Below are 16,055 nucleotides of genomic sequence, written 5' to 3' on the forward strand. Positions count from 1 at the left end.
ACAGTCGGTCACTTGACGGCGCCCGCCGTCAGCCCGGCGACGAGATAGCGCTGGAGCAGCAGGAACCCGGCGACCACGGGGACGCTGACGACCAGCGAGGCGGCCATGATCTGGTTCCAGTACACGTTGTTGAGCGTGGAGTAGCCCTGGAGGCCGACGGCGAGGGTGCGGGTGGTGTCGTTGGTCATCACCGACGCGAAGAGCACCTCGCCCCAGGCGGTCATGAAGGCGTAGACGGCGACCGCGACGATCCCGGGGATCGCGGCGGGCACGACGACCCGGAAGAGCGCGCCCAGCGGCCCGCAGCCGTCCACCAGCGCGGCCTCGTCCAGATCGCGGGGCACCGAGTCGAAGTACCCGATCAGCATCCAGATCGAGAAGGGCAGGGAGAAGGTCAGGTACGTCAGGATCAGCCCGCCGCGCGAGCCGAACAGGGCGATGCCGGTGGCGTTGCCGATGTTGACGTAGATCAGGAAGAGGGGGAGGAGGAAGAGGATGCCGGGGAACATCTGCGTGGACAGCACGGTGACCGTGAAGACGCGCTTGCCGCGGAACTCGTAGCGGCTGACGGCGTACGCGGCGAACACCGCGATCACCACCGAGCAGACGGTCGCGGCGCCCGCCACGATCAGCGAGTTCACGAAGTACCGCGCGAGCGGGATGGTGGACCAGATGTCGATGTACGGCCGGACGGTGACCTCGCTGGGCAGCCAGTGGAACTCACCCGTGACGTCGGCGAGCGGCTTCAGCGAGCTGGAGACCATGACGTACACCGGCAGCAGGACGAAGCCGGTGAGCAGGGTGAGGAAGATCCGCCGGGACCAGAAGAAGGAACGCGGCGGCGCCATGGGCGAGTTGGTCCTAGGCATCGGCCGGCTTCCTTCCCCGGGAGGTCAGCAGGAGGTAGACGCCCGTCACCACGAGCAGGAACAGCAGCAGGAGTACGGACATCGCGGAGCCGGTGCCGAAGTTCCAGGTGACGAAGGACGCCTGGTAGATGTGGACCGAGATGAGGTCCGCGGCCTCCGGGGCCGACCTGCCGAACAGGACGAACGGCGTGTTGAAGTCGTTGAACGTCCACAGGAACAGCACCAGCAGCAGCACCTGGTTGACCGGCCGCAGGGACGGCAGGGTGATGCGGCGGATCTGCTGCCACATCCCGGCGCCGTCCAGGGCCGCCGCCTCGTACAGCTCGCCGGGGATGTTCTGGAGGCCGGCCATGACGATGAGGAAGGCGAACGGCCAGCCCTTCCACACGGACACCGTGAGCAGCGCGTAGAAGCTGTTGTCGCCGATCAGCCAGAAGGACGGCTTGTCGGTGAGGTGGAGCTGGTCGTGCAGGACGTGGTTCACCAGGCCGTTGTCGTGCTGGAACATGAACACCCAGGTGATGACGGCCGCGTAGACCGGCAGGGCGTACGGGATGAGGAACAGCGCCCGCAGCAGGCCCCGGCCCCGGAAGGTGTCCTGGAGGTAGACCGCCGCCGCCGTGCCGATCAGCCAGCACAGGGCGACCGACAGCAGCGTGAAGGCGACGGTGACGAGGAACGAGTGCAGCAGGGCCTCGCCGACCGGGGCGTCGAAGTCCACCGACACCTTGTAGTTGTCGAGGCCGGACCAGGGCGCGGCGCCCCAGTCGCGGATGTAGAACTGCGTGAGCTCCTTGAAGCTCATCACGATGCCGATGACCATCGGCACCAGGTGGACCAGGAGTTCGAGGAGCAGGGCCGGCAGCAGGAGCAGATACGGCAGCCCGATGCGGCGGATCCTGCCGGGGCGGCGGCGGGGACCGGGCTGCACCGCCCCGGAAGGGTTCTTGTGCACGGCGGCCTCGGCGGACGCGGTGGTGGTCATCGTGCTCACTTCGTCGGCATCTGCTGCTGGGCCTTCTCCAGCGCCGCCTTCACCGACTCGGTGGTGACCGGGCGTCCGGCGGCCGCGTCGGCGAACAGGTCCTTGACGGCGGTCCCTACGGCCGTCTCGAACTGCGACTCGTCGGCGACCTGCGGCAGGGCGGCCGCGCTGGTGGCGAGGGTGTCCTTGAGGACCTTGTTCGGGCCGGAGCCGAACGCGCTGTCCTCCTGCACGGTCTTCACCGGCGGGATGGAGCTGTAGGCGGTGTTGAGGACCTTCTGCTCGGCGTCGCTCGTCATGAACTTCACGAACTTCTTGGCGCCGTCGATGTTGTCGGTGTTCTTGAAGACGGCCAGGTTGATGCCCATGACGGCCGAGTTGACCTGAGTGCCGCCGCCCGGGGTGCCGGACTGCACGGGCACGGGTGCGATGCCGTACTTGTCGTCGCTCATGCCCTGGGACTTGAGGTTGGCTGACGCGGACTGCCACAGCAGCATGGCCTGGTTGCCCTTGGCGAAGTCGCTGACCGACTGGTTCTGGGCGTACTCGGCGTCGCCGGTCGGGATGACCTTGTCCTTGGCCATGAGGTCGACGTACTGCTTGACGGCGGCCACCACGTTGTCGTTGGTGAAGTCGGGCTTGCCGTCGGGGGTGAAGAAGTCGCCGCCGTGCTGCTGGGCGAAGACGAAGACGTGGTGGATGTTCTCCGACAGGTTCGCGCCCTCGGCGCCGAGCGCGGACTTGCCCTTGGCCTGGATCTTCTTGCCGTCGGCGACCAGTTCGTCCCAGGTGGCCGGGGGCTTGGTGATGCCGGCGTCGGCGAAGATCTCCTTGTTGTAGTAGAGGGCGTAGGACATCGAGTAGAGCGGGATCGCGGCCGGGTCCTGGCCCTGGGCGCCGGTGGAGCCGAGCGCGGAGTCGACGAAGCGGTCCTTCCCGCCGATCGCGGCGAAGTTCTTGGCGTTCCAGGGCAGCAGTGCGCCGGTGGCCTGCAGGGAGGCGCTCCAGGTGTTGCCGATGTTGAGGACGTCGGGGCCCTGGCCTGAGGTGGTGGCGGTGAGGATCCGGTTCAGCAGGTCGGACCAAGGGACGACCTCGACCTTGACCTTGATGCCGGTCTGCTGCTCGAACTTGTCGAGCTCGGGCTGGAGGACCTTCTTGTCGACCTCGATGCTGGCGCCCTGGTTGGAGGCCCAGTAGGTCAGGGTCTTCGGCGAGTCGTTGGACCCGCCGCTCGTCGACGAGCCGCCGCCACAGGCGGTCACGAGAGTCATGAGGGAAACGGTGACCGCACCGGCGGCCGCGGCTCGGGTTCTGCGCATGGCTCTGGTGTCCCTTCCAGGGGAGACCCCTGGGTGCGTTCGCTTCTCGAACACCACCCCGGGGTTAATTTATGGCGTGATTTAAGACGCGAAGGAAAGGCGCGTCAAGAGTCGGTGCAGCGGTATCTTGCAGGTCGAGGCGGCATCGGAAGGGGTCCACATGGCGGTGCGGAACGGGCGTACGGTGCGTGACCTGCGACGGGGCAACCGGGCCGCCGTACTGCAACGGTTGTATTTCGACGGCCCGATGAGCCGCTTCGAGCTGGCGCCGGCCACCGGTCTGAGCGGCGGCTCCATCAGCAACGTGGTCGCGGAACTGATCGAGGACGGCCTGGTCGAGGAGGCCGGCACCGTCGAGTCCGACGGCGGCCGCCCCCGCACCCTGCTGCGCGTCGCCCCCGCCGGCGGCCACATGATCGGTGTCGACGTGGGCGAGACCCGCGTCCGCGTCGAGCTCTTCGACCTCACCCTCACCGAACTCGCCCGCACGGAACGGCCCCTGGAGCATCACGGCTACGACGTCGAGGTCGTCGTCGGTCACATCCGCGACGGCATCGCCGAGGTCCTCGCCGGCACGGACGTCACCCCGGAACAGCTCCTCGGTGTCGGCATCGGCGTTCCCGGCATCGTGGCCCACACCCCCGGGCAGGGCGCGGTGGTCCACGGTCAGACGATGGGCTGGGACGCCGTCCCGCTGGAGTCCCTGCTGCGTTCGACCTGTGAACTCCCCGACTCCGTCCCGTACTTCATCGACAACGGCGCCCGCACCCTCGGCCAGGCCGAGCTGTGGTTCGGCGCCGGCCGGGGCGCCCGCAACGCGGTCGTGGTCCTCTTCGGCTCGGGCATCGGCGCCTGCCTCGTCACCGAGGAGGCGGAGTACGGCCGCGCCCTGGAGTGGGGACATGTGACCGTACGGGTCAGGGGACGCCGCTGCCGCTGCGGTGCGCTCGGCTGCCTGGAGGCGTACGCGGGCGCGGAAGCACTCATCGACCGCTGGCGCGAGGCAGGCGGCCGGCCACCGGAGGGCGCCGACGAGGAAACCGCACTGACAGCGCTGCTGGCGGCCGCCGGGGTGGGCGGGGACGGTGGCGGTGACTTGGGCGGGGCCGTCGGGGCCGGCCCGGGTGGGGGCACCGAGGCCGGCCCGAGCGGGGACGCCGTGGCCGGCACCGGCGAGGGGACCGAAGCCGGCACAGCCGCAGGCACCGAGCCCGGCCCGGCCGCGGGCGCCGGGTACGACCTGGACCAGGACACCGAGGTTGGACCGGGTGGGGGCACAGAGGCTGGCCCGAGCGGGGACGCCGAGACTGGCCCCGGCGGGGGGACCGAAGCCGGCCCCAGCAGAGGCACCGAGACTGACCCCGCCGCGGGCGCCGGGCACGACCTGGACCAGAGCACCGGCAGCATGACCGCACCCACCGCACTACCCGCCGCCGCCCACCCGGGCGAGGACACCGCGACCCAGCCTGCCCAGAGCACCTCGCTGCACCCAGGCCAGAGCATCGCGCCCCACCCCTCCCAGCCCCCTGGGGCCGACCCGGTCGCTCTCGCCGTTCTCGAGGAGACCGCCGAGTACGTCGGCGCCGGGCTGTCCGACCTGGTCAACCTCTTCCGGCCCGAGCGCATCCTCATCGGCGGCTGGGCCGGTCTCCAGCTCGGACCCGGCTTCCTGCCCGCCGTACGCCGGTACGCCGACGCCTACTCCCTGCGCCACCCCGCCGAACGCGTCACCATCGAGCTCGGCAAGCTCGGCCCCGACGCGGTCACGGTCGGCGCGGCGAGCCTGACCCTGGCCGACTTCTTCGCCCGGGGCGGGCGGGCCGCCTCGTCACCGCCCACCGGCACGTCCGTGCCGGTCAGCCCACCGGGTCGAGGAACGTCAGTACGGAGGCGTCCTCCTCGATCAGCGGAGTGAGCGCGGCGTTGAACGGGCCGCCGTACGGGGCGTTCAGGTGCGCCTGGAAGGCGTCCTCGTCCCGGTACACCTCGAAGATCCAGAAGGCACGGGGGTGCGATGCCTTGGTGTAGACGTCGAAGGCGAGGTTGCCCTCCTCCTCCCGCACCTTGCCGGCGTACTCCACGATCATGCGGGCGACCTCGTCCTGCGCTCCCTCACGGGCGGTGAACTCGGCGAGCAGGGTCTTCTTCACGGTGGGGTGTCCTTGTCAGTCGCGGTAGGAGCCGAGGTGCCGGACCTGGGCCCGGTCCAGTTTCACCGAGCCGTTCTCGGCGAAGACCCGCACGCCCTGGCTGTCGGGGTGGGGGAAGATCTGGTCGGTGATCACGGCCTCGCCGCTGCCGCCGAAGACCTCGACGGAGGACCGGTCGACGAGGATCCGCAGCCTGACCTTGCCGTCGACGGCCTTGAGCGGGGCCCGCTGGACGCCGGGAAAGGCCGGGCTGAAGTCCGAGGTGCCGGAGCGGGTGCGGTCGACGTACAACTCCTCGGTCGTGGTGTCGTAGCCGATGACCGTCTCCTCTCCCCCGGCGCCGGTGCGCACCTGGAGACCGAACCGTTCGGCGTCCCGGAGGGAGAAGGTGGCCTCGATGTCGAGCGCCCTGCCCTGCGCCTGCGGGCCGATCAGGGGCTGTGAGGTGCTGGTGACGGTCACTCCGGTCGCCGTCGCCGCGCTTCCCTCACGCAGGGACGCCAGGGCGGCCACCGGTTCGCTGGTCAGTCGGACACGGCCGTCGACGGTGCGCAGTGCCATCCGGCGCGGGACACTCTGCGCGCCGCGCCAGGGCGAGGTCGGGACGGAGCCGCCGTACTCCCAGTCGTTCATCCAGCCGATCATGTACCGCTCGTCCCCCGGGACGTTCTCCCAGGACACGGCCGCGTAGTAGTCCTTGCCGTAGTCGGCCCAGTCGGCGCGCTGCACGACGGACTTGGCGGGAGCGGCCGCGGTGGTGAACCCGTCGGCCATGAGGTGGCCCCAGCCGCCGGTGTTGTTGTCGACGATCTGGATCTGCGCCTGCTTGCCCGCGTAGGGGCGCAGGTCGAAGGAGGCCCAGTCCAGGGTCTCGCTGTCGGAGCCGGTGGCGCTGCGCACGACCTCGCCGTCGACGAGCAGGTTGACGGAGGTCTCCCGGGAGACGGGCCGGGCCCGGGTGTCGGAGAGCACGATGTGGTCGACGTTGAGGTGACCCCAGCCGCCGGTGTTGTCGTCGACGATCCTGATCCTCGCCTTCTTGCCGGCGAGGTCGCGTACGTCCCAGGAGGCCCAGTTCAGCGCCTCGGCGTCGCTTCCGGTGGCGCTGCGCACGGCCTGGCCGTCGACGAGGAGTTCCATGGCGGTCGGGTGGTCCGAGCCGGCCGGGTGGTTGCCGCCGCCGACGAGAAAGTCGACGTAGTCCTTGTCGAGGGTGAACTCGGGCGAGGTGAGGGTGCCGGTCGTGGAGTCGCCGTCGCGGAAGGTGTTGACCAGGCCGTCACCCAGCTGGCCGGTGACCTCCTGCTGGCCGGGGAGGGTGCCGGTGGCCGGTGCGGTGCCGAAGGCGTCGCCGGTCGTCGTCCAGTCGCCGTACGTGCCGCCCTCGAAGTCGGCGAGGACGGTCCCCTCGGGTGGGGCTCCGCGTTCCAGCACGGTGCCGTCCTGGTGCGGGTGGTTGCCGCCGCCGACCTTGAAGTTCAGGTAGGGGCTGGTGACCGTGAAGGGCCCCGAGGTGAGCGTTCCGGTCGTGGAGTCGCCGTCGTGGAAGCTGTCGGCGAAGCCCTTGCCGTCGTATCCGGTGACGGCCGACTGTCCGTCCAGCGCGCCGGTCGCCGGTGCCTCACCGAACGCCGTCCCGGTGGCCGTCCAGCTGCCGAAGCCCGTGTCCTCGAAGTCCTGGACGACCACGCCGGCGGGCGGGGTGTAGCTCCCCTTGTCGTCGGCGGTGAACTTCTCGCCGTCGAAGTCGCCCACGAAGTACTGGGCGCCCGAACCACCGGCGATGCCACCGGGGTTGATGTTGACGACGAGGACCCACTTGATCTTCTTCGGGTCCCCGTCGACCGCGAGCGGGAACAGGTCGGGGCACTCCCACACCCCGCCCGTCGCGCCGGCCGGACCGAACTCGCTGAGCAGGTCCCAGTCCTTGAGGTTCTTGGACGAGTAGAACCGCACCTTGTGCTCGGCGGACAGCGACACCGTCATCAGCCAGCTCTTGGTGGGCGCGTACCACTGCACCTTCGGATCGCGGAAGTCCTTCGAGCCGATGTCGATGACCGGATTGCCCCGGTACTTGGTCCAGGTACGGCCGCGGTCGGTGCTGTAGGCGAGCGCCTGGGCCTGGGTGCCCGTGCTCTTGTCGAGGCTGGTGTAGATCGCCACCATGGGCGGGTTCTTCTTCGTGCCGAACCCGGTGGTGTTGTCCCGGTCGACGACCGCGCTGCCGGAGAACACCATCTCCTTGTCGTCGTGCGACAGGGCGAGCGGCAGCTCCTTCCAGTGCACGAGGTCCTTGCTCACCGCGTGCCCCCAGGACATGTCTCCCCAGGAGTCGCCGTTCGGGTTGTACTGGTAGAAGAGGTGGTATTCGCCCTGGTAGTACACGAGGCCGTTGGGGTCGTTCATCCAGTTCTGCTGCGGCGTGTAGTGGAACTGGGGGTGGTAGGTCTCGGTGTACGGCGGGGTCTCGGCCGCGACGGCCCGCGGGGCGAGCGGGGTCGCGGCCAGGGCGCAGACGGTCGCCGCCGCCGCGATCATCCGGGTGCGGGCATGCCGGGATACGCGTCCAGAAGTCATGGGTCTCCTGTACTGGTGACGCCCTGGGACCGGCGCTGTCCTCCGCGGCGCCGGACGGAAAGTGTCATCGTTGACCTATGCCATCGTTGACTTATGTCATCGTTGACACCGAGGCCCGATCATGAGTGCAATCCGCACGCTCGTCAACGGTTGCGGCGCGATCGATCCCACGGCGCCCGGCTGTCCGTCACGCGGTGCCCACGGCCGCGAACCGCTCCAAATCGTCCCGCCACGGCGGGTTGGGCCCGGCGACCGAACAGGTCAGCGCCGCGACCCGGGTGGCGGCGGGTCGTGCACCGGCGCGGCCGCGCAGGTCCACGGCTGCACCCGGCGGAGCCGGTCCGCGGGTCGTGCACCGGCGCGGCCGCGCAGGTCCACGGCTGCACCCCGCACGCCTCGGCGACCTCGTCGAGCCGCAGGCCGGTGAGCCGGCCGCCCCAACCCGCCACGGCGCCCCGATCGCTCCCCCGAACCCGACCGTCCATCACGCGCCGCCGACCGCCGCGAACTCCTCCAGCTCCTCCCGCCACGGCGGGTTGGGGCCGGCGACCGAGCAGGTCAGCGCCGCAACCCGGGTGGCGAAGGCGCACGCCTCGGCGACCTCGTCGAGCCGCAGGCCGGTGAGCCGGCCGCCGAGCAGGCCGCGGGAGTCCAGGTGGTGCAGCAGGCCCGCGGTGAAGGAGTCGCCGGCCCCGACCGTGTCGACCACCTCCGTCGCCACCGCGGGCACCTGGAGCCGTTCGCCGTCGAGCGAGGCCAGGACGCCGTCACCGCCACGGGTGATCACGACCAGCCGGGCTCCGGCGGCATGCCAGAGGTCGCACGCCCGCTCGGGCGCCGTGTCCGGCAGCAGGAGCCGGAGGTCGTCCTCGCTCAGCCGGAGCACGTCGGCGAGGGCGCACCAATGGGCCAGCCGCGCCCGGTAGTCCTCGGGACGGACGAGCAGCGGCCGGACGTTGGGGTCGATGCTGATGGTCGCGTGGGGTGCGGCCGCCGCCAGGAACTCCTCCACCACCGGCCCGCCGGGTTCCCGGACCAGGGCCAGGGATCCGGTGTGCACACAGGTGGTTCCGGACAGGTCCACTCCCGCCAGCTCCTCGGCCGACCACTGCCAGTCGGCCGTGTTCTGCGCGTGGAAGGAGAACGCGGCCTGGCCCCGGTCGTCCAGCTCCGCCACGGCCAGCGTGCTGGGCTCCGCTGCTGGGACGGCGTCCGCCAGGTCCACGCCCGAGGCCTCCAGGTGGGCGCGGAACAGGCGGCCGAACACGTCGCCTGACAGGCGTGCGAGGAGGCGGGCCGGGGTGCCGAGGCGGGCCAGGGAGACCGCCGTGTTCGCAGGTCCGCCGCCCGGCAGGACCCTGAGGGCGAGTTCGCCCGGGGTGCTCGCGGGGTCGGTGAACGCGTCCGCGACACACTCTCCGAGGACCGTGATCTGACGTGCGCTCATGAGCTGCTCTTCTCTGCGAACGTGCACCGGAAACGGGCACGGACCGGGCGGCCGCCGTCGGCGTTGCGGACTTGTGACAGGCGCGGGGCATTGACGTTGCCGGGAGACGGGGTCATCATCCTCGGCAGTGTCAACGATGACATAAGTCAACGATGACACCTAGGGACGGCATGCTCCGATGCCGCCGCTCGCCCGCAATCCCGCTGGAGTCGTTCATGTCTCGCATCCCTCGACTGCCTTCCTCCCTGCTCAGAGTCGCCGCGTGCACCTCGGTCGCGGCCCTCGCCCTGACGGCCTGCGGTTCCGGTTCGGGATCGGGCTCCACGAGCTCCGGATCGGGCACGGTGAAGGTCGGGCTGATCACCAAGACCGACACCAACCCGTTCTTCGTGAAGATGAAGGAGGGCGCGGAGAAGGCCGCCAAGGAGAACGGCGCCCAGCTCATGACCGCGGCTGGCAAGTTCGACGGGGACAACGCCGGTCAGGTCACCGCCATCGAGAACATGGTGGCCGCCGGGGTGAAGGGCATCCTGATCACGCCGAGCGACTCCAAGGCGATCGTGCCCGCGATAGCGAAGGCCAAGGCCAAGGGGGTCCTGGTCATCGCGCTGGACACGCCGACCGAGCCGGAGAGCGCGGTCGACGCCCTCTTCGCCACCGACAACCTCAAGGCCGGCGAGCTGATCGGCGAGTACGCCAAGGCCGCCATGAAGGGCAAGACCGCGAAGATCGCCGCCCTCGACCTCGCGCCCGGCGTCTCCGTCGGCGTCCAGCGGCACAACGGGTTCCTCAAGGGCTTCGGCGCCACCGAGAAGGACGTGGCGTGCGCCCAGGACACGGGCGGCGACCAGTCCAAGGGCCAGACGGCGATGGAGAACTGTCTCCAGAAGAACCCCGACATCAACCTCGTCTACACGATCAACGAGCCGGCCGCACTGGGCGCATACACCGCGCTGAAGGCCAAGGGCCGGGAGAAGGACGTGCTGATCGTCTCCGTCGACGGCGGCTGCACCGGCACCCAGGCCGTCAAGGACGGGAAGATCGCGGCCACTTCGCAGCAGTACCCGCTGAAGATGGCCGCCCAGGGCGTCAAGGCCGTCGTGACGTACGCCAAGGACGGCAAGAAGGCGTCCGGTTACACCGACACCGGCGTCACCCTGATCACCGACAAGGCCCAGACGGGCGTCACGTCCAAGGACACCGCGTTCGGCCTGGAGAACTGCTGGGGCTGAGTCCGGCCCCAGGGACCGTACGACATCGCCTCTGCCCCGAGCGGGGCGGCCGGCCCCGCACCTCCCCGACCCGGGGACGGCCGCCCCCCAGTCCCACCAGGACTTCTGTCTTCCGACAAGGACTTCGCATGACCGCCACGTCCACGCCTCCGAGCACCTCCTCGCCGTACGCCGAACTCAAAGCGCCGACCACGGCCCGCAGGCTGCTCACGGCGCCGACCACCGGCCCGCTGGTCGCCCTTCTGCTCGCCTGTGTCTTCTTCGCCGTCTCTTCCGACCAGTTCCTCACCGGCGGGAACTTCTCGCTGATCGTGCAGCAGGTCATGGTCGTCGGCACCCTCGCCATCGGCCAGACGCTGATCATCCTCACCGCGGGCATCGACCTGTCGTGCGGCGCGGTGATGGCGTTCGGCAGCATCGTGATCGCCAAGATGGCCGCCGAGGGCTCGCTGCCGCCGCTGGTCGCCATCGCGCTGGGCCTGGTCGTCTGCGGCGGCTTCGGTCTGGTGAACGGGCTGCTGGTGCAGAAGATCCCGCTGCCGCCGTTCATCGTCACCCTGGGCATGCTCAACGTGGCGTTCGCGCTGACCCACATCTACTCCGAGGAGCAGACGGTCACCAACCTGCCCGGCCCGCTGACGGCCCTCGGGCAGACCTTCCCGATGGGCCACACCGACATCACCTACGGCTCCCTCGTCACCATCGCCCTGTTCCTCCTGCTCGCCTACGCGCTGAGCAGCACGGGCTGGGGCCGGCACGTCTACGCCCTGGGCAACAGCCAGGAGGCCGCGCGGCTGAACGGCATCCGCACCTCCCGCCTGACCATCGGCGTCTACACCGTCGCCGGTCTCCTCTACGGCGTCGCCGCCCTGCTCCTCATCTCCCGCACCGGAGTCGGCGACCCGCAGGCCGGACAGACCGACAACCTCGACAGCATCACCGCCGTCGTCCTCGGCGGCACCAGCCTCTTCGGCGGCCGCGGTTCGGTCCTCGGCACCTTCATCGGCGTCCTCATCGTCGGGGTCTTCCGCAACGGGCTCCAGCTGATGGGCGTCGCCTCGATCTACCAGACCCTGATCACCGGTGTGCTGGTGATCCTCGCGGTGACCGTCGACCAGATCTCCCGGAAGAAGGCCCGATGAGCGCCCTCGCCTCCCCCACCCCCGTCCTCCAGGCCCGCGGTCTCGTCAAGCGCTACGGCCAGGTCACCGCCATCGACGGCGCCGACTTCGACCTGCTGCCCGGCGAGGTGCTGGCCGTCATCGGCGACAACGGCGCCGGGAAGACCAGCCTGATCAAGGCGCTCACCGGTGCGGTGACGCCCGACGCGGGCGAGATCCGCCTGAACGGCGAGCCCATCCAGTTCTCCGGCCCGCAAAGCGCCCGTGCCCACGGCATCGAGACGGTCTATCAGGACCTGGCCGTGGCCGCGTCGATGGACATCGCCTCGAACGTGTTCCTCGGGCGTGAGCTGCGCAGGCCCGGTGTCCTCGGCAGTGTCTTCCGCATGCTCGACAAGAAGCGCATGCGCCAGGAGGCCGCCGAGCACATGGCCGACCTGAAGATCGGACTGCGGTCGCTGACCCAGGCCGTCGAGACCCTCTCCGGGGGCCAGCGGCAGGCCGTGGCGGTCGCCCGTTCCGTCGCCTGGGCCCGCAGTGTCGTCGTCATGGACGAACCCACCGCCGCGCTCGGCGTCAAGGAGTCCGGGCAGGTCCTCGACCTCATCCGCCGGGTCCGGGACAAGGGCATGCCGGTCGTCCTGATCAGCCACAACATGCCGCACGTCTTCGAGATCGCGGACCGCATCCACGTGCACCGGCTGGGCCGGCGGGCCGCCCTGATCAAGCCGTCCGACTACTCCATGGCGGAGGTCGTCGCCATCATGACGGGCGCGCTCACCGTGGACGAGGCCGGAGGTACTGTCGTAGCGGATTCCGAGGCCGCGAAGGCCGCGGGCGTCCAGGCCACCTGACCACAGCACTCGACACTCGACGGCATCCGGCCGAGGCCGCGGCCGGAACCGACGAGCACAGGAGACGGTTTCCTCCATGGCAGCGAACCGCCGCCCGACCCTGGCCGACGTCGCCCGCGAAGTGGGCGTCAGCGCCAAGACGGTCTCCCGCGTACTCAACGAGGACGGACCCGCGTCGGCCGAGACCAGGGAACAGGTGCTGGCCGCCGTGGCCAAGCTGGGCTTCCAGCCGAACCTGATGGCGCGCAACATCCGCGTGGGCGGGCCCGACACGACCATCGGTCTGGTCATCCCCGACCTCGGCAACCCGTTCTTCGGCGCGGTGGCCCGCAGTATCGAGGACACGGTCCGCGACCGCGGGCTGACCCTGCTCATGGGCTCCTCGGCGGACGACCCGGACCGGGAACGCGCCCTGACGGACAAGTTCCTCGCCCGCCGCGTCAGCATCCTGCTGGTCGTGCCGTCCGTCGGCGCCGACCACTCCCACCTCAAGACCCACCGCGCGACGGGGTTGCCCGTCGTGTTCATCGACCGTCCCGGGGTGGGCCTGGCCGCCGACAGCGTCGTCAGCTCCAACCGCACCGGCGCCCACGACGGGGTCGCCCACCTGATCGCCCACGGCCACCGGCGCATCGGCTTCGTCGGCGACCTGCCGGTCAAGCTCTACACCCGCCGTGAGCGCCTGACCGGATACCGCGAGGCCCTTGACCGAGCCGGTCTTCCCTACGACCGTTCCCTGGTCACCAACGCCCATGACCAGCAGGGTGCTTCGGCCGCGACCGCCCAGCTCCTCGGCCTGGCCGATCCCCCCACGGCCCTGTTCGCCGGCAACAACATCGTCGCCCTGGGGATAGTCGCCGAACTCGCCCGCAGCAGGCGCAAGGACGTCGCCGTCGTCTCCTTCGACGACGTCCCGCTGGCCGAGGCACTCGAACCGGCTCTGACCGTCGTCGCCCAGGTCCCCGAGGAGATCGGCCGCACAACGGCGACCACCGCGCTGTCCCGCCTCGACGGCGACCGCACCCGGGCCCGGACCATCACCGTGCCGACCCGCCTGATCGTGCGGGGCTCGGGTGAACGGCCCGCCCCGGCGCTGCAGCGGGCCTGACCCGCCCCCCGCCCCCGGAACGTAGGTTGGGCGGATGACGACGACGCCGCCGGAGATCCTGTTGCTGTCGGGGAGCCTGCGCCAGGACTCCACCAACGAGGCCGTGCTGCGCACCGCGCAGGCCGTGGCACCGTCCGTGCCGGTGGCCACCGTGCGCTACGACGGCCTGGCCGGGCTTCCGCACTTCAACCCCGACGACGACACCGACCCGCTGCCCGCCCCGGTGACCGTCCTGCGGGCGGCGATCGAGCGGGCGGACGGGATCCTGGTCTGCGCCCCGGAGTACGCGGGCACCCTGCCGGGCTCGTTCAAGAACCTGCTGGACTGGACGGTGGGCGGCACCGAGATCAGCGACAAGCCGGTGGCCTGGATCAACGCCGCCGCGCCGGGCCGCGGCCAGGGCGCGGAGGCGACGCTGCGGACGGTCCTCGGCTACACCGGCGCCCTCATCGTCGACGCGGCCTGCGCCCAGCTCCCCGTGGACCGGGGCACCGTGGACAGCGACGGCCTCGTCACCGACCCGGAGGTGCGCCACCGACTCGGCGAGATCCTCGGCCTGTTGGCTCAGGCGTCTACACGGGGGTGAGAGCACCGAGCCGGCTGCCGGGCGCGCTCCACCGCGCCCGGCCCCCAGCTCAGCCCGCCTGTCCCGGCACCTCCTTCATCTCGTTGACGACCGCCCGCCGGGTGATCGCGAGGGTGAAGGTCACCGTCCCCTTCTTGAAGGTCCCGTCCGACTCGACCTGGACAGTGCGCTCGCCCAGGAACGCGTAGGTCTTCTTGTCGAAGATCCACTCCGTGCGCTGCCCGTTCTGCTCGTCCAGCCGCGCCACGGCGATCCCGTGGCGCCCCACCGCGTCGACCGCGTCGTCCACTGCCACGACCCTGGGGATCCGGGCCGCGGCCTTGTAGAGCGCGGCGGTGAGGTCCGCGGGCGGGTAGCTCTCGGTCAGCATGTCTCCGATCGCGACGAAGGCGGCCTGGTCGCGCGGCACCTCCGGGTCCCTGTCGGCGTCGGACTCCTGGTAGATCTTCCGCAGCAGGGCCTCGGGGTCGGTGGGCAGCTTCGCCAGCCTGTCGTAGGCGGAGCTCAGCGGGTTGGGACCGGCCAGGGTGATGCCGTCCTCGCTCGTGTTGCCCGGCTCGATCAGCCAGCCGTTCCTGCCGTCGGGGGACTGCCAGACCTGGCGGGAGTGCAGCTTCTCGCTGACCACCGTGGTCCTGTCGTCGACGGTCTTCGGGTAGGTGTTGGCGACCTTGGACGCGATGTAGAGGAACTGGTCCTCGCGCACGCCGGGTTGGGAGATGTCGGCTGCGGCCAGCGAGATGTGGTCGAGCAGGGGGGCCGCGCCCTTGGCGTCGGCGGCACCGACCCGGGTGGTCAGCGCGGGCCCGGTGGCCAGGTCGGCCTTCCCGTCACCGCCGCCGGTCAGGGCGAGGCCGCCCACCACCGCGCCGGCCAGGGCGCAGGCGAGCGCGGGCAGCAGGACCGCCCGGCGCAGGAACGGGTTGCGGCGCGCGGGGACAACAGAGGTCGTACGCAGGTCTTCGCGGATCTGGACCATCATCTGCTCCTTGTGGAACTGGTGGCGGCCCGCCGGCAGATCCCGCTCCACGGAGGGCAGAAGACCCTGGGTCTCCGTCCACTCGGCCGGGTGCGGCTGGGAGGGGCTGGCGTTCATCGGTTTCCTTCCTGTGCGGACCGGATCACGTACTCGCGATCACCTGTTATCTGCCGGTTTGCGCTGCCGAGTTCCCGTCTTTTTCGTGCCAGTTCGACCTCGGCCAGCTTCCGCAGCCTGCCGCGCGCCCGGGACAGCCGGGAGCGGACGGTCCCGACGGGGATGCCGAGGGCCCGGGCGGCGTCGGCGTACTCCAGCCCCTCCCACAGACACAGCACCAGCACCTCGCGCTCGGGACGCCGCAGGGAGGCGAGCGCGGTCAGTGTGGCGGCGATCCGGCGCCGGTCGTCCACCCGCCCGGCGATCTCCTCCGCGTGGTCGGCGACCTCCGCGACGCCCGCCGAGGCCGCCGCGCTCGCCGCGGCCCGGTAACGCCGGTTGCCGCGCCCGTGGGAGCGGGAGACGTTCGTGGCGATGCCGAGCAGCCAGGGCCGCAGGGATCCCCCGTCGGCCTCGATCGAGTCCCGGCGCCGCCAGGCCTCCATGAAGGTCGCCGACATGACGTCCTCGGCCACGGACCAGTCGGCGGTCAGCCGGAAGGCGTGGTTGTACACCGAGCGGGCGCACGCGTCGTAGAGCTCCGCGAAGGCGTCCGGATCCCCGGCCCGTATCCGGGTTCGCATATCTGTGGTCACGCACTCAACTGCCCGACGGGATCACCGAGTTCCAGTGATGCACGTCACACTCTCCTGTCACGAGCCTATCAAT

Annotated in this window: 15 protein-coding genes; 6 read left to right on the forward strand and 9 right to left on the reverse strand. The window is 70.5% G+C overall.

Annotated elements, in window-relative coordinates; translation table 11 throughout:
- Nucleotides 1-8: 8 nt before the first annotated feature.
- Genes ABZT06_RS30280 through ABZT06_RS30290 form a run of 3 tightly spaced genes read right to left on the reverse strand, consistent with a single transcriptional unit; the run spans nt 9 to nt 3,176 of the window.
- On the reverse strand, nt 9-848 hold the full coding sequence (locus ABZT06_RS30280) for a carbohydrate ABC transporter permease (RefSeq protein ID WP_355747998.1): 840 nt from the start codon (nt 846-848) through the stop codon (nt 9-11).
- Between the two features lie 13 nt (nt 849-861).
- Entirely contained in the window at nt 862-1,854 is a 993-nt protein-coding gene (locus ABZT06_RS30285; RefSeq protein WP_355747800.1) for a sugar ABC transporter permease, read from the reverse strand.
- Between the two features lie 5 nt (nt 1,855-1,859).
- Nucleotides 1,860-3,176 carry a sugar ABC transporter substrate-binding protein gene (locus tag ABZT06_RS30290; protein ID WP_355747803.1) on the reverse strand — a complete coding sequence of 439 codons (1,317 nt, stop codon included), beginning with the start codon at nt 3,174-3,176 and terminating at the stop codon, nt 1,860-1,862.
- A 160-nt stretch (nt 3,177-3,336) separates the two neighbouring features.
- Here ABZT06_RS30290 and ABZT06_RS30295 point away from each other — a divergent pair, with 160 nt between their 5' ends.
- The gene (locus ABZT06_RS30295; protein WP_355747806.1) at nt 3,337-5,091 is read left to right on the forward strand and encodes an ROK family protein; all 1,755 of its coding nucleotides are present in this window, start codon (nt 3,337-3,339) and stop codon (nt 5,089-5,091) included.
- Here ABZT06_RS30295 and ABZT06_RS30300 read toward each other — a convergent pair.
- The 4 genes from ABZT06_RS30300 to ABZT06_RS30315 all read right to left on the reverse strand — a co-directional run bounded on the left by ABZT06_RS30300 (nt 5,033) and on the right by ABZT06_RS30315 (nt 9,350).
- Nucleotides 5,033-5,326 carry an antibiotic biosynthesis monooxygenase family protein gene (locus ABZT06_RS30300; protein WP_355747809.1) on the reverse strand — a complete coding sequence of 98 codons (294 nt, stop codon included), beginning with the start codon at nt 5,324-5,326 and terminating at the stop codon, nt 5,033-5,035. The genes ABZT06_RS30295 and ABZT06_RS30300 overlap by 59 nt on opposite strands.
- 15 nt (nt 5,327-5,341) lie before the next feature.
- Nucleotides 5,342-7,903, reverse strand: coding sequence for a GH32 C-terminal domain-containing protein (locus ABZT06_RS30305; RefSeq protein ID WP_355747812.1), 2,562 nt, complete (start codon nt 7,901-7,903; stop codon nt 5,342-5,344).
- A gap of 187 nt (nt 7,904-8,090) precedes the next feature.
- Nucleotides 8,091-8,222, reverse strand: a complete 132-nt coding sequence (locus tag ABZT06_RS30310) for a hypothetical protein (RefSeq protein ID WP_355747815.1) — start codon at nt 8,220-8,222, stop codon at nt 8,091-8,093.
- A 165-nt stretch (nt 8,223-8,387) separates the two neighbouring features.
- Nucleotides 8,388-9,350 carry a carbohydrate kinase gene (locus tag ABZT06_RS30315; protein WP_355747818.1) on the reverse strand — a complete coding sequence of 321 codons (963 nt, stop codon included), beginning with the start codon at nt 9,348-9,350 and terminating at the stop codon, nt 8,388-8,390.
- Between the two features lie 215 nt (nt 9,351-9,565).
- Between ABZT06_RS30315 and ABZT06_RS30320 the strand changes: the two genes are divergently transcribed.
- The 5 genes from ABZT06_RS30320 (at nt 9,566) to ABZT06_RS30340 (ending at nt 14,251) form a co-directional block, all read left to right on the forward strand.
- On the forward strand, nt 9,566-10,582 hold the full coding sequence (locus ABZT06_RS30320; RefSeq protein WP_355747821.1) for a sugar ABC transporter substrate-binding protein: 1,017 nt from the start codon (nt 9,566-9,568) through the stop codon (nt 10,580-10,582).
- A gap of 128 nt (nt 10,583-10,710) precedes the next feature.
- On the forward strand, nt 10,711-11,724 hold the full coding sequence (locus ABZT06_RS30325) for an ABC transporter permease (protein WP_280863240.1): 1,014 nt from the start codon (nt 10,711-10,713) through the stop codon (nt 11,722-11,724).
- Entirely contained in the window at nt 11,721-12,557 is an 837-nt protein-coding gene (locus ABZT06_RS30330; RefSeq protein ID WP_355747826.1) for an ATP-binding cassette domain-containing protein, read from the forward strand. The genes ABZT06_RS30325 and ABZT06_RS30330 overlap by 4 nt, the downstream gene beginning before the upstream one ends.
- Before the next feature lie 76 nt (nt 12,558-12,633).
- On the forward strand, nt 12,634-13,665 hold the full coding sequence (locus ABZT06_RS30335; RefSeq protein ID WP_355747829.1) for a LacI family DNA-binding transcriptional regulator: 1,032 nt from the start codon (nt 12,634-12,636) through the stop codon (nt 13,663-13,665).
- A 34-nt stretch (nt 13,666-13,699) separates the two neighbouring features.
- A complete protein-coding gene (locus ABZT06_RS30340) occupies nt 13,700-14,251 on the forward strand; it encodes an NADPH-dependent FMN reductase (RefSeq protein ID WP_355747832.1) in 552 nt (183 codons plus the stop codon).
- Between the two features lie 49 nt (nt 14,252-14,300).
- Here ABZT06_RS30340 and ABZT06_RS30345 read toward each other — a convergent pair whose 3' ends face one another.
- A complete protein-coding gene (locus ABZT06_RS30345) occupies nt 14,301-15,347 on the reverse strand; it encodes a CU044_5270 family protein (protein WP_355747835.1) in 1,047 nt (348 codons plus the stop codon).
- Entirely contained in the window at nt 15,344-15,982 is a 639-nt protein-coding gene (locus ABZT06_RS30350; protein ID WP_355747838.1) for an RNA polymerase sigma factor, read from the reverse strand. Before ABZT06_RS30350 ends, ABZT06_RS30345 begins: the two co-directional genes overlap by 4 nt.
- Nucleotides 15,983-16,055 lie beyond the last annotated feature (73 nt).

It is taken from the genome of Streptomyces sp. NPDC005483 (assembly GCF_040606035.1).
Classification (GTDB): domain Bacteria; phylum Actinomycetota; class Actinomycetes; order Streptomycetales; family Streptomycetaceae; genus Streptomyces.